Source organism: Bradyrhizobium sp. LLZ17, from assembly GCF_041200145.1.
Classification (GTDB): Bacteria; Pseudomonadota; Alphaproteobacteria; order Rhizobiales; family Xanthobacteraceae; genus Bradyrhizobium.
Window position 1 is genome coordinate 3760453 of record NZ_CP165734.1, and the last position, 13395, is coordinate 3773847.

The 13395-nt window shown below is 58.2% G+C and carries 16 protein-coding genes and 1 pseudogene; 1 reads left to right on the plus strand and 16 read right to left on the minus strand.

Annotation, left to right across the window (positions count from 1 at the left end; translation table 11 throughout):
- Nucleotides 1-67: 67 nt before the first annotated feature.
- From AB8Z38_RS18245 to AB8Z38_RS18290, 10 genes are all read right to left on the minus strand, one after another.
- Nucleotides 68-334, minus strand: coding sequence for a hypothetical protein (locus AB8Z38_RS18245; protein ID WP_369726369.1), 267 nt, complete (start codon nt 332-334; stop codon nt 68-70).
- An 11-nt stretch (nt 335-345) separates the two neighbouring features.
- Nucleotides 346-705 carry a hypothetical protein gene (locus tag AB8Z38_RS18250; protein WP_369726370.1) on the minus strand — a complete coding sequence of 120 codons (360 nt, stop codon included), beginning with the start codon at nt 703-705 and terminating at the stop codon, nt 346-348.
- A gap of 11 nt (nt 706-716) precedes the next feature.
- The gene (locus AB8Z38_RS18255) at nt 717-956 is read right to left on the minus strand and encodes a nitrogen fixation protein NifZ (RefSeq protein ID WP_369726371.1); all 240 of its coding nucleotides are present in this window, start codon (nt 954-956) and stop codon (nt 717-719) included.
- A complete protein-coding gene (locus AB8Z38_RS18260; RefSeq protein ID WP_369726372.1) occupies nt 953-1273 on the minus strand; it encodes a nitrogen fixation protein NifZ in 321 nt (106 codons plus the stop codon). Before AB8Z38_RS18260 ends, AB8Z38_RS18255 begins: the two co-directional genes overlap by 4 nt.
- Before the next feature lie 1101 nt (nt 1274-2374).
- Complete coding sequence (locus tag AB8Z38_RS18265; protein ID WP_369726373.1) at nt 2375-2599, minus strand: 4Fe-4S binding protein; 225 nt, start codon at nt 2597-2599, stop codon at nt 2375-2377.
- Between the two features lie 16 nt (nt 2600-2615).
- Nucleotides 2616-4169, minus strand: coding sequence for a nitrogenase cofactor biosynthesis protein NifB (gene nifB / locus AB8Z38_RS18270; RefSeq protein WP_369726529.1), 1554 nt, complete (start codon nt 4167-4169; stop codon nt 2616-2618).
- Between the two features lie 866 nt (nt 4170-5035).
- Nucleotides 5036-5260, minus strand: coding sequence for a putative nitrogen fixation protein NifT (nifT, locus tag AB8Z38_RS18275; protein WP_369726374.1), 225 nt, complete (start codon nt 5258-5260; stop codon nt 5036-5038).
- Entirely contained in the window at nt 5257-6468 is a 1212-nt protein-coding gene (nifS, locus tag AB8Z38_RS18280) for a cysteine desulfurase NifS (protein WP_369726375.1), read from the minus strand. The genes nifT and nifS overlap by 4 nt, the downstream gene beginning before the upstream one ends.
- Before the next feature lie 8 nt (nt 6469-6476).
- Nucleotides 6477-6761 carry a NifU family protein gene (locus AB8Z38_RS18285; protein WP_369726376.1) on the minus strand — a complete coding sequence of 95 codons (285 nt, stop codon included), beginning with the start codon at nt 6759-6761 and terminating at the stop codon, nt 6477-6479.
- Between the two features lie 39 nt (nt 6762-6800).
- Nucleotides 6801-7121 carry an iron-sulfur cluster assembly accessory protein gene (locus tag AB8Z38_RS18290; protein WP_369726377.1) on the minus strand — a complete coding sequence of 107 codons (321 nt, stop codon included), beginning with the start codon at nt 7119-7121 and terminating at the stop codon, nt 6801-6803.
- Nucleotides 7122-7444: 323 nt separating this feature from the next.
- Here AB8Z38_RS18290 and AB8Z38_RS18295 point away from each other — a divergent pair, with 323 nt between their 5' ends.
- A complete protein-coding gene (locus AB8Z38_RS18295; RefSeq protein ID WP_369726378.1) occupies nt 7445-8035 on the plus strand; it encodes a hypothetical protein in 591 nt (196 codons plus the stop codon).
- 729 nt (nt 8036-8764) lie between these two features.
- Here the strand turns inward: AB8Z38_RS18295 and AB8Z38_RS18300 are convergent.
- From AB8Z38_RS18300 to nifX, 6 genes and pseudogenes are all read right to left on the minus strand, one after another.
- A pseudogene (locus AB8Z38_RS18300) lies at nt 8765-9421 on the minus strand (Asd/ArgC dimerization domain-containing protein).
- 420 nt (nt 9422-9841) lie between these two features.
- Complete coding sequence (locus AB8Z38_RS18305) at nt 9842-11005, minus strand: TlpA disulfide reductase family protein (RefSeq protein ID WP_369726379.1); 1164 nt, start codon at nt 11003-11005, stop codon at nt 9842-9844.
- A gap of 988 nt (nt 11006-11993) precedes the next feature.
- Nucleotides 11994-12275 (minus strand): ferredoxin III, nif-specific, encoded by a 282-nt coding sequence (fdxB, locus tag AB8Z38_RS18310; protein WP_369726380.1) that lies wholly within the window; start codon nt 12273-12275, stop codon nt 11994-11996.
- 13 nt (nt 12276-12288) lie between these two features.
- Nucleotides 12289-12489 (minus strand): CCE_0567 family metalloprotein, encoded by a 201-nt coding sequence (locus tag AB8Z38_RS18315; RefSeq protein WP_369726381.1) that lies wholly within the window; start codon nt 12487-12489, stop codon nt 12289-12291.
- A gap of 7 nt (nt 12490-12496) precedes the next feature.
- Nucleotides 12497-12967, minus strand: coding sequence for a NifX-associated nitrogen fixation protein (locus AB8Z38_RS18320; protein ID WP_369726382.1), 471 nt, complete (start codon nt 12965-12967; stop codon nt 12497-12499).
- A 10-nt stretch (nt 12968-12977) separates the two neighbouring features.
- Complete coding sequence (nifX, locus tag AB8Z38_RS18325) at nt 12978-13373, minus strand: nitrogen fixation protein NifX (protein WP_369726383.1); 396 nt, start codon at nt 13371-13373, stop codon at nt 12978-12980.
- Nucleotides 13374-13395: the final 22 nt, after the last annotated feature.

Genomic DNA, 13395 nt, shown 5'->3' on the forward strand with positions numbered 1-13395 from the left:
GACGGCATGGCAAACAACCCGCGGGCTTAGCGCCCTGTGAGCCTGGCACCGGCAGGCGATTGCTTGATCATGACATGGCAGAGCGCTTGGCCAGCACGATGCCGGTGGCGCGCTCCGGATCATTCGTGATCTGTGCACATTGAGCTCCACTGTCGAGCAGATGCAGGTCAAACTGTCCAAAACGGCGGAACGGAGTGTGTGTCATGTCGGAGGCGTCGCAACAAATCCAGGCAAGATGTGGAAATTTCTGCCGGAGCGTCGGGCAAGGCTCAGAGGCTGCATCAATAGAGGCGAGCGTCTGCCCGATGTTCGTCAACTCGCCTTCGAGCACCATTTCCAGAATCCTTATTGCCAAAACAAACGTTCAGGGTCGGCGTTCAGAACCGCTGTCGCCAAGCCAAGCCGTTGATGGGTCGAATGCCACTCCCAGACGCCCTTGCGGTGATCTTTGCGGAACAGCTGCCATGCCGCGCCAGTCGTATCGTGGTGCAGCAGCGCAACCTCGACGAGGCCGCCCTCCGCATTGATATTGCCTGAGCAACACGGGCTCTCGACCAGATAGCCGCCAGGAACCGCAGTCACCTCTGGCGAGACATATCGGTAGCGCTCGCGCTTCGTGAGTGCGCGCACGATTCGCCATCGGTCGAGCTCGTTGGGATGGGCAGGCAAGTCGGAATGATGTCTTCTGATGATTGCCGCGTTCATTGCGCAATCTCCTAGACTGCAGAGATTTCTGCCTCGATGCAGCCAACCACCAACTGCTTGCCGAAGTCGACCATATAAATGAATAGGTTCGCTTCCGTATGGCAACCGATCTGGACGATCTCACCAATGTGCCCGACGCTGACCAAACACTCTTCCGGCGACGCGTCCGGAAAGGAACCGTCGTTGAGCAGATCTATCGCCGCCTTGACACGTTGGCCTGACTGGTATCTTGGCAGTCTTGGTTCGATCATCGGGCTGCCGCTCCTGGCAAGGAAGGCCCCTCGCCTTCGTGGCTTCGCCTGACTAGATCGAGCTCCTTGCCTTTCATGCCGACGCGATGGCCGGAGCCGAGGAATTCAACCCCATAGATATAAAATTGTTGTAGGAACGTGCCGATCGAGACGACATAGCCAAGCTCACCTTTCTTGACCAGAACCTCACCAATCTCCTTGCCCACATAGGTGCCGTCGTTGCGGATGGTGCGGTTGGCCCGCACCTTGTCGCCATAATCAAACAAGGGGCTGTCCGTCAGCTCGACGATCTCACTATCGCGGGCGATGTTGCTCATGCTATCGTCCCCGTTCCACAGTTCGATACAACGTCTCGCCAACGCCCTGCCTTACCGACCGCCCTATCATTATCCCCGATCAGCCGCGTCGATCCCCGCACGGCGGCGCGGCTTGTGATCACGGCTTGCATGAGCCTTTCGAGCCGGTGCAGCGCAACGCCCGCAACTGAAATCCAGATGCTCGAGATAACTATCCGTGAGCCCATGGTTGAAGTTGAACAAGCCCTCGATGCGGCACGCGCGTCCGTCATCGACGGAGGCATGGTTGAGCCGGCGGCGCGGCGAGCCGCGGTTTCAGCGCCGGATGCGCACAGCCGGCGGAGTCGGCCTGATTACCCCGGCAACTGAGGGCATTGTGGACGTCACCATTCACAGTCCTGCCCATAGGCTCAAGCGCCCCATAATAACACCTCGGCGCCGATCTTGTGCGTGGTAGCGAGCCCCACCAGTCTCTGGACAGCTGCGTCGGTTGTCGGGTTGCCCGTAACGCAAGCAGGCGCAAGAGCATTGAACGAGAACAGGACGGCGCACGCCAAGGCCATTGCGGCCAAACTCGGGCTTGCTGGCGCCGAGAGCGCCACTCGGCAGGAAATCGTCTGCGCATCACGTGATCGGGTGCGAACGCGTTGGCTTGACGCAGGTAGATTTTCGGCAGGCTGATAGGATTACCCTGCCGCCCTGAGATGATGCTAGGCCGGCTCGACACCGCACGACCAACGCAGGAGTCGGTGAGGACACCCTCGTCTCTCTCGGATGGCGGACTGAAGAACGACCTGGACATGAATGTCGCCCGTTCAAGGATGGCTGCAGGGGAATGGATCGATGTCGCGGAACACGCGTCCGCTCTTCGTGGGCCCATCAGCGAATTCGATCCGCGACGCTCAAGACAGCGGGATTCGGGCGGACCGGAATCGTTTGACGCAGTCCCGCCGACGCCCGCGTCGCCAGAATATGGCTCGGTAGCTGGCGAATAGCTTGGCGACGAGGGCGAGCCTTCCATCCGGTTTGAGAAGGCGACAGCCGCGGTCGCCGCCGTAATGCGGAGCATCAACCGCCCGAGTTTCTGAACGGCTAGTGTCGTCATGACATCCATCGTGGCCCTCAAGCAGGCTCCCGGTGACGCGGCAGCGCCGCGTCGAGCACGCATGTATTGTCAACGGGGCAAACCGCCACGCATTGTGGCTCGTCAAAGTAGCCGGCGCACTCGGTGCATTTCTCAGGATCAATCAGGAACACGCCGGCTCGCTCGGAAATAGCGAGGTTCGGGCATTGCGTTTCGCACGCCGAACAGCCCGTGCATTGCGACGCGATGATCTTGAATGGCATTATCTCGAACCCATCCTCAGGCGGCGGAAGTCAGCGCGTTGGAGCGGACCGCCGCATCGACCCTTTCAACGTGATTGATCTTCCCCTCATTGACTTTATCGAGATAGAGTTGGAACCAGGCGGTGACCGAGCCATCGATGAACTCGCAGGCGTACCGATCGACCGGCTCTATGCCGGCCTTGATCAATTCGGCCTTCGGGCAGCCGCCGATCTTTGACACGAATATGGCGTGGCAGTCCTTGATAGCGCCGATGGCGATTTCGAGCTTGCTGTCCTCGCCGTGACCACCTTGGCAATAGGAATGGATTGCTCGATGACCAACGTATTTTGCGCCTGAAGTCGAGAGCTCGTAGACCTGGAACTCCTTGGCATGACCGAAGTGCTGGTTGATCAATCCCGAGCCCTTGGTTGCAACCGCCACCAGCACCTTGATTTCGCTGGACGCGCTGGCGAGCCGCGCAAGCGCCTCCTGCTTGGCCACAAGGTTCGCGGTGCGCGCCTTCTCAACCTTAGCCTGATACTCCTTCCGGGCCTGCTCGTCGTATTTGATGTCCATCGCCATGATTTTCTCCATGGTGAACTCCGCGCCACGGTCCTCCCCGAGCAGTCCGACGGCGTCGGCCCGGCACTGGCGACAGTGACGCATCATGTTCATCTCGCTTTCGCAGCTATCCTGCAATGCTGTCACTTCCTGTGCAGTCGGGCCGCGTTGCCCCCTGAGGCCGAAGACGGTCCCATGCTCCGGCGACGATATCAGCGGCATCACATTATGCAGGAAGGCGCCGCGCGACTTCACGGCCTTGTTAACCTCGACCAGATGCTGATCGTTAATCCCGGGGATCATCACCGAGTTGACCTTGCACAGGACGCCGCGCGCGGTGAGCATCTCCAGCCCTTGGAGCTGTCGATTGCTGAGTATTCTCGCGGCTTCGATGCCGGTGTAACGCTTGTGGCCGTAAAAGATCCAGGGATGGATCTTTGCACCAATTTCTGGATCGATCATGTTGATCGTGATCGTCACGTGGTCGACCTTGAGTCTCGCAATCGTGTCGACATGATCGGGTAGCGCAAGACCGTTCGTCGAGAGGCACAGCTTGATATCTGGCGCGAGCTTATTGACGAGCTCGAACGTCCTGAATGTCTTGTCCGGGTTCGCGAGCGGATCGCCAGGACCCGCAACGCCGACCACGCTCATCTGAGGGATCGCGGAAGCGACCGCCAGCACCTTCTTGGCGGCCTGCTCCGGCGTCAACTTTTCGCTGACAATGCCAGGACGCGATTCATTCGCGCAATCGTACTTACGATTGCAGTAATTGCATTGGATATTGCAGGCGGGTGCGACCGCGACATGCATGCGGGCATAATGGTGGTGCGCCTCCTCGCTGTAACAGGGATGGTTCTTCACCTTTTCCCAGATCTCAATTGGCAGATTGGCGATGCCAGCCTGAGATCCGCAGCTTGCCTTACCGCTGCCACCGATCGTACCGCAGCCCTTGTGCTTCACCATGACTTGCATGGTCTCGCTGATCTTGCCGCTGCAGGATACCTGGTTTTGCGCTGACGTACTCATTATTCCAATTCTTTTCGCAAGCCGAACCCTTTCGGCAAGCATCCCCAGAGTCGTTTCTGAAAGCCAAGAGCAAATGGCGTGCCATTCCTGCCACAATGATTTTTACGGTTCGCTTCAAGCAGTTAGCTAAGGCCTGGTCGAATGTCAGATTTATCAAGTCATGTTGGAAAGCTGACAGGGATTGCGATCACACCAGCGCTGACACCATTGTTTTGAGGACCGGTAGGCTGCTTCAGCGTATGGCTTCGGCGAACGGCATGCGGGTGGCGTCGCTTGAAAGTTGATCTTCCGTCAGAATGTGACGCCTAGGCAAGGCACAATGCGCAAAGACGTTCCGGACGCTTTGAAGGACACGTTGATAAGGCGAGCCCTCCTAGAAGCAGAGAAAACGCAGTTCTGTGACTGACCTATGCCATGGAAGATCACGCGGACCCCTGCGTGATGTTCGGAAGGGCATTGTCAACCACCTGAAGAGAAACGCCCGCTCGCCAGGGTCAGGCATCATCACGAAGGTTAATACTTCTGAGCCCGCGATCTGGGCCGGCGCGCGACTCAACCATTCAAAGCTGAACCTTATGGAGTCCAGCCATTGGCCTGACGCTGTTAAGACGCGCGGAATGCAATGAGCGGCCTGGCGGTCGCCGAAAAGGGGGAGGTCGCGAAGGCCTCCCATCAACGCCATCGCGCTGGCCGGATGCCTCGATGCTGCGCCCCGGCCAAGATACTGCCTTTGGCAGCGCGCGGCAGCACGATCTTGGTTCCGAACAAGGCTGCAAGGGCTGTCGCGTTGATCGGTATGCCGCACCGCGCCCACCAAGACTTCCCTGGACATCGCCTGTTTGACGACGTCTGTAGACTCGGAGCGTTCATTTTTCGGTTGCTTCGCCGCCGCGCTTCTTGGCGTTTATGGTGATTGGTAAGGTGGTGTCGCTCGCCATCGCCGGTAGGTCGAGCACCCAGCCGTTTGCGATTTTAATCCAACCACCCCACAGCGTCTCGTGCTCCCAGTCGACGATCGGCTCCTCAAGATCTTTTTTGGGTACATAAATCGAAAGGCCTGTCTCGGGTGAACGACAGATCATGACTTTCATAGGGGCTCTGCAGGTTGCGAACTCTCGCCCGCACGCTCCTGACACGCACGCCACAAGGCTCTCTGTTTGGAAGTGATGTGCGCCAGGACTTGCAGCACACGATCGATCTCATGCGGCGCCGTCTCTCGCGAGAGCGAGAAGCGAACCGCACCCCGCAAAAAGGCCGGTGCTACTCTCATCGCGCGCAGGACATGGGACGGCTCCATCGAGCCGCACGCGCAGGCTGAACCGAGTGAGGTGGCAATTCCGTCACGATTCAGGTGGTGGACGATGGCCTCCGCTTCGAGATGCTCGAAGGCAATATTAGAGGTATTTGGCAGGCGGTTTTTGATATCACCAAGCACGATGCATCCGCCGAGAGCGAGAATGCCTCGCTCCAGCCGGTCGCGAAGAGGGCAAATCTGGATCTGATCTTGTATGAGGTGTGCCGCCGCGAGTTCCGCCGCCTTGCCGAGCCCAACAATGCCTGAGACATTTTCGGTGCCAGCGCGGCGACGCCGCTCTTGCAGGCCGCCGAAGATCAGCGGCCGGAACTTAATGTCCTTGCGCACATACAGCGCGCCGACGCCCTTCGGACCATGGAGCTTGTGGCCGGAAAGCGACAGCATATCGATGTCCGTCGTCTTCAGGTCAATGGGAATCCGACCGACGGCCTGGACTGCATCGGTGTGAAAGAGCGCGCCGACTGAGCGCGCCATCTTGGCGAGGGACTTCACCGGAAAGATCGTACCGGTCTCATTATTAGCCCACATAATCGAGGCGACTGACGTACGCTCCGACAAGACGTTGCCATAGCTCTCGATGTCCAGTCGACCGCTTGCATCGACCGGAATGACATGGATCTTGATTCCTCGTCGGCCCAGCTCCTCGGCAAGAGACAGCACGGCCGAATGCTCAACGGCGGTTGTGACGATCTCGTCGCGTCCTTCCTGCACAGCGAGCGCGGACAGGATCGCAGTGTTGTCAGATTCCGTCGCGCCGGAGGTGAAAACGATCTCGTGATCGAATGCCGCGCCAATGAGAGCCTGCACATTTCGGCGCGCCTGCGTCAATGCGGGTGCAACCTCCATGCCGAATGCATGCCCGGACGACGCATTGCCGAATTGCTCAGAGAAGAACGGCAGCATCGCGGCGACCACCAAGGGATGTGCAGGGGTCGTGGCGTTATTGTCCAGGTAAATCGAGGGCACGGAGAGTTCGCTCTGCATTTAAGCCCTCACTTTGGCAGCTCCGGGGAACGGATCAGGCGGACAAACTTTCCGAGCCGCTCAATCAGGCGCGCCTGAATGGCGGCGAGCGTCGTGCCCGCAAGCTTGCATACCATGCAAGCGCCGGTTAGCCCGACCATGATCTTGTTGCCGTCTATTGCGACGAGGTCACAATGTCCCCGATCGCGCCTGAGGCTTGGCCGACTCTCATCGAGCACGGCGCGGACAATCCGATCGCGATCGGAAGGCTTCATAGTCGAAGACTGCTTCATCCGTTCAGCCTTCAGGCCCATGTTCGATGCTCATTCCATTGCCAAGCGTACCAAGGCGACTCAGCTGAACGATTTGCCGCAGGAACAGATCGATTTGGCATTTGGGTTATCGAAGCGGAATCCTGATGCTTCGAGCGACACCACGAAATCGATCGTGGTGCCGTTGAGATGCGCCCGGCTCGCGTTGTCGACAAACACTTTAATCCCGCCTTGCTCGAACACGGTCTCATCGGAGCTTGGCTCATGAGCAAGACCCATTTTATATGTGAATCCCTGGCAGCCGCCGCCTTCGATCATGATCCGCAAACCGCTTTCCGGCTGCGCTGTCGAGGAGATTGCGGCCTTCAATGCGTTGATGGCGCTATCCGTTAGGTTGATCATCTCTGGCTCGTTCTCAGTTCTCTCGCAAAGCACAAATGGCAAATCCCATGCCAGTCGAGATGCAGATGAAACCAGCTTCTGTTGCAGAGGCCCACCGTTCGATTTGCGACCTGTCGGATTCGCGACAGGCGGTTTTCCGGCAGCAGGATGTCATGCGTGCGAGGCCTCGTGATGGGCAGCAGGTATCCACGCAAATCGAGCCAAGCCGCCGTTTACGCTCTACGTCGCTGCAGACATCGCGGGACGGCAAACAACTTGCAGGAAGGTAGGGGCAGGTCGCATTGGGCGACGCGTGCACACCACAAATTGATGAGGAGGCTTCCATGACCTCGATCGACAACACCGCTCTTGGCCCGCTGGACAAGGAGGGGCGATTGCTGAATGCGGTGCTTAAGAGTGAAACAACGAAGTCGGGGCGATTTGGATTTCGAGGCGACATCGCGCTGAAGTTCCAAGCCCAGCTCGCCGACGAAAAACGACCGCCGGATTATTCCATCGAACAAGTTCTGGCAATTGCACAAGAGGGCGAACCAGCCATCCCAGTCCTTGCCGGATATCTGCATTCTTTCGCTTATCTACCCGAGGCCGCGAAGGTGCTGGATGGCAGGCTGAGCCCCAACGGCAGCTATTTCATCTTCTGCAACAACATTGATCTGCTCGCGAAGTACCGCATGAAAATAGGCGACATCACCTTCCGGATTCTGCCATGCAACGAATCAACCGTATGGAAGGAGATGATGGACCTCGCCGGCATCGACAAGAACGATCTCAAAAAGCTCGGTACCGCCGCGAGGCTCGACTACTTGCTTGATGCCGCCAAGGAAATCGATGGATCATACACGGAGATCTCATACGAGGACGGCCTAGCCAAAATGGAGCCGGTGAAGAACAGAAGCGAAAACCGCCCAGTCTGAGGCATCGCCTCAGACCCCTTTCTCGCCACCTCGACAGTCCGCCGCAAAGAGATTCACTGCAAACGCTTCGCCTGCGGCGGGCTCTTTCAAACGTTGGCCATGCACTTCCGGCCCAGCTTTTCGGGCAGGTGACATGCCCACTCTGCTGGTCGTGTGATGGCCAAGAGCACTGTCGTCATCACGCTGAGGCCGGCTCACCGCGACGGTCCGACTGACAGGGTCTATCGTGATCAGGACATTCCAAGTCTGACCGGTTCATGGTCGCGGTCACACTTCAAAGGGCCGATTGACGTGTGTGGATTGGCTTTGGCGTTGTGCTCCAGGCCTTTGCCGGCCTCAGCGACGCTGAGATGTCGCGCGAGGAGCGATCACTATGCTGATGTTCAAGGAAGGGCCACCGGCGACCCGGACATTCCGGGGCTGCGCGATGCCCGTGCTGCGGAAAGCCAGCGCCATCCGCGACTGGAGCGACCACGATGGATGCAGAACTCGCGCCGACCCGGATGCGCGGTAGCGCACCTGCGAAATCGCCCGGCAGAATCCGCCGCGGGGAGTGTGGAGGACGAAGTGGTCGCCGAAGGGGTGGAGGTGCTGGCAACTGTGTAGGAGTGCCCGAGTACCCGTCGCTGTAATCAGCAGCACCCGCGAGGTCGAGCAGGCGGGAGGATTTCCCGTCAGCCTCGGCTTCGGCCACCCAGGCTTAGACCTATCGTCTCGGTATGCGCCTGATTACAGGCCCAGCAACAGCCCTGCGATCTGCATGGCGTTCAGCGCCGCGCCTTTGAGCAGTTGACCCGCCGCCACGAACATCGAGATCTGATGCCCTGAGGGATCGCCGAGATCCTTGTGGATGCGGCCGACCAGAACATCACCCTGGCCAGCCGCGTCGATTGGTATCGGACCTCGTTTTTTGGTGCGATCGGACGACCTTCACGCCGGGCGGTTGCGCTGATCGGGCGCACATGCTCCTCGCTGATCGGCTTCTCACATTCGAAGTTGATGGCCGCGCAGCACGGGTACGCGGATGCAGGTCACGCCAGTCACGATTATCCCGTCACTTGAAAGTTGGCAATTGAGATTGACACGCGTGAACTTCGGGAACCTCTTCCTTCGCAGCGGCGCCGGCCCCGCTGGCGGCCCGGTAAGTTGCGCTTATCACGCTGATACGGTTCTTCTGGTGGATTGGCCAAAGCAGCACCAGCGCGGTGATCGCGGCGCACTTCGGGTTAGCGAGATACCCTTGCGGTCGCGGACGCGGGCCGCATTGATCTCGAGAATCACCAGCGGCAGGTTCGGATCCATTCGGAAAGCGGAGGAGTTGTCGATCACGAAGCATTCGAGATCGGACACTCTCAAGTCGCCTTCAGCATTTTCTGAAGAGGCCACCTCCTTTTTTAGAACAACAAGTTCTGTTCATTATGCTAGTCCAATAGAGCATGGGATTCACGTCTGCGGCGGCGCAGCCGGCAGAAGACTGCTAGATCGAACCTCCATGCTGGATTTAAATTCTTCGAAGGTGCGGTTTGTGCCGGCAAAGACGAACATAACTGCGTGAGTAATGCTCGATGTGAGCAGCAAATCGATAGTATCGAGCTACAAACCAGAGTATGTAAAAACGGCGGAGCCGGCATCCCTTGAATACAGGCACTAACGAGACACCAAGCAACGAACGGCCGCAGGGCGTGGCATCGCTCGTTGTCGGCTAGGTTTTCCTTGTGAACTGCATGTCGCAATCGCCCTGAATGATTCTGCTGGTCGCGAGCGTTTCGAAGGCGCTTAATTGGGCCCGATGGCGCGTTTTTCAGATTAACATTTCTCTTCATGTCTCCTCCTGCGGCTGGATGTGGGAGCTCCAGGAGACTTCTCTTGCGGAACCGAACAAGACCCGCCGCAAGAAACCTTCTCGTCCCTGTATTTGGCCAAGGCTTGGAGCAGCCCCGGCATATAATACTTCTTCGCACCCTCCCTCATCGATTCCGGCATAGCTTTCGGATCGTCTAGCCACGTCATCGCCCGCTCGATCAGCTCGATCGCATGTTGCTTGTCACCACTCTCGTGGTAGTACTGAGCGACCACCATATAAGAAGAGCAGTTGAGGCCGCCGAATGCCTGCCCAGGATTGAGGATATGTTCCGAAACATCCCTGCCGATCGCAAAGCGTTCCGCACGCGGAAGGTGCGTGTTGTCGTTCTCCGCATAAAAGAGTTGCCTCATCGCGCCAACCAGCGCACTTAAAGCCTCTGACTGTTTCTCAATCGCATCTCGAACCAGTTGGCGTACGACCTGGAAACCAGTCGCCGTGTCGCGCATTTTGTGAAGCAACAGATGCGCATGAATCTCCCGGAAGTGGAGATTGTCCGGCGTCGCGGCAATGCCCTCTTCGACGGCTAGTAGCGCTGTCGGCCAGTCCTTTGCTTCCATCGCCGCTCCAATTCTCCGGCGCATTGAGCGTTCGCTCGCTAGGCGCTGGCCTTCCGCAATCCGTTTCGCATCAGCGGCTTTAGCTTGATAGCTGCTGCGCCAAGTGCCGTTTATTATTTTCGGCAAGACGTCGTCGAGTGTGATCGGATGACCGATAAAGGCAATGTGGCCGTCGCGGTCGACGACGAACGATGTCGGAATCCCAACAGATGAGCTGGCATCCATCCAAAGCTTGTTCATTTCGCCCGTACTGTCGAACCCGATTCGATAGTTCAAATTTGAGAACTTCTCAGTCAACCATGCGTCCAACTTGGTGCGAGCCTCATCCGCCGTTGGTGCTTGTTCCCTAGCTGCGACTCCGACGACCTCAAGCCCCTCGTCTTTGTATTTTGCTTGCAGCTCAATGAGATGGGGCATCGCCTCCTCACATGGACCGCACCAGCTTGCCCAAAATTCGACGATGTACACTTTCCCTGGCTGGAAGTTCGTAAGGGGTCGCCACGCAGCCAGTTCTCGACTTTGAGCGAAGGAGCCGGGGTCGCCATGCACAGCACCGTCATTTCTTCTCCAAAGTCAGTTGTTGCGAGAGCTTGTCTCTACACTGAGTTAGCAATCACCGTGCCAGGCGTTCCGCGCGCACTAAGCACATGAAAAAGCTCTAAGAAAAACATCCGCACGCCCAATAGGTCCACTGTAGCCTGACATGCTTTGCATGAGCGTCAGGTTTCGGGCACGCAACGCGCCCTTCGGGTCGCCAAAACGCGAATGCGCATCCGCGAGCCGCGACGTAGGCTTCGCCGTAAACGCTCGGCGGCGGGCTCAGGGCGCTGACCGAGTTAAGGATCACCCCTTACTGCCGCGCGATCTAGCCGGGGTGCTCAAGGCCGCTCACATCTCCTGCCGAGCGTCTCTTGATCTGGCGCAAAGGCGGAGACTGCGCGCGCAGCCCTGAACCAGGCTATGCTAGCCAGCCGACAGGCTACTCACGAGCATTTCTGCCGCACTGATGGGCGGTGACCTGTCCATTGATTGGCACGTGCATCGATCAGTTCGACCGCGCTCCCGTGTTATGCGGGTTGCCTTGGACGTGCGGTTCCGGACAATCTCAAATGGGGGGCCGCGTACTGGTTGCTCCAAACTGGCTCGGGGGATGGTGGAGCAGAGCTAGCCGCGCGTACTCAATACAGTGAGAACGACGTGAAACCACGCAGAATGTCGCAACCAAAGTCACGTAGCCCATCAACTCCTTGCGCCGTGGTTACTGTAGTCCGCGAGCACGAGACGGCGCGGTCGTGTCCTTTGACCGATCCCCCCGAAGGACAGCCAACAGTCCATGTTCGGGCACGGTCAGCTCAGGAAAGCTGGGTTGGCGCCAACAGAGCAGGTTGGATGTCGCACGTTGGCGAATAGCAAATGAATCTCCGACTGGGCTTCGATATTGAACATCGCACCGTAGATGTCGTCGGCTCGATACCGGATCTCCCGACTTGCCTTCGTCTCTGACAAAGCAGCCCTATTGATATCGGACAAAGTCGCTTCAAACCCGTGGCGCGTGCGTCTGACAGTTTGTTGGACAAACCCGCGCGCAGGCGCTGCAGCCGATGCAAGCGCCTTCGTCATTCAGCACCATGACCTTTTTTTCGAGCTCATCGTCCTCATCGAGATCGATGATTTGGCCACCCTCGCTTAGCCCCTTCAGCGTCATGACCTCGCGGCCGCAAACCTTATAGCAGCGGCCGCAGCCGATGCACTTCTTGAGATCGATAGAAACCAGGTAATCCGGTTCCCAACTGCGGCCGTCGCGGGTCCTAAATGACATGGCTTGAGATCCGCTATGCTTTGTCTAGCGCTTGGAGATTTTGGCGCTTGCTTTCGAGCTCGCTGAAAGCAGCGTGGGCCTTCTGCGCCACACTCAGGATCGAGCACCAGTTGACCGGCAGCTCCTCGGAGAGGTCGTGGAGGTCCATCTTGGCTTGGGTCGCCTTCGCCGACAGCTTCTTTATTTCCGCTTTCAGCGCTTCAACATCGTTCATGCTTGCCTCAATAATTCGCCACTTCCGGGAACTTACGGATCATCTCAACGCCACTGCTGACGAATTTGTCGCCTTGATCAGCGAGATCAGAGAAATGGTCGAAACCAAAGCGATGCACGTCGCGCAGCTGCTTGCTCACGACAACGAGCCGGCCGCCGATCAACACGATCCGACCGAACCCTTCGTTGTGCATCTTCAGCATTGGGGAGATCATCACTCCGGTCGCCTTCTCGATCGAGAGCGCAACCGCGTTAAAGAACAGCTCCAGCCGCCATGTCGTCTCGGGGTCGGGATTGCCGACAATAGGCAGCGCACGGCGCTTGTGCTTGTCGAGAACGTAGGGTTCGAGCAAATCGAGATCCTTCTTGCCCTCCCAGGCACCGTGGGAGTCCTGGGCGCGCCAGATCTTGACGAGCTCTTTCAGAAATGGCTGCTCCGCCACCGCGGCGGCTGGAGTGACTTCGGACATACCTCCCATCCTAGTTCCTTCAGGTTTCGAAATCCACTGTACGTTCCGGGTCTTTGGCGAGCAGCTTCCGCAGCCAGGGCGGCGGCGAGCCCTTCAGCACGGTTTCGAGTTTAACGCAAAGTTCGATGATGGGCTCTGGTTGCAGCACCTTCATCGGATGGATCTTGCTCGCGACGACTCGTGCGGCACCCGAGCCGCCGATCGCCGCAACATAGAGGATTGCGCAGTCCCTGATCGCCTCGATCTTGGGCGCGAGCTTATCCTCATTGCCGTCTTCCGCGAGGTCACCACCGAACTGGATCGCCTCAATGAACCGATGCCCCTCCGGGCCAACCTCGTAGATCGCGATGTTCTTGGCCCAGCCGAAGTGCGCATCGACATGCTTCAAGTCCTGAGTGGCGAATGCAACTTTCATCCGATGTTGTTTTCTTTCCCTG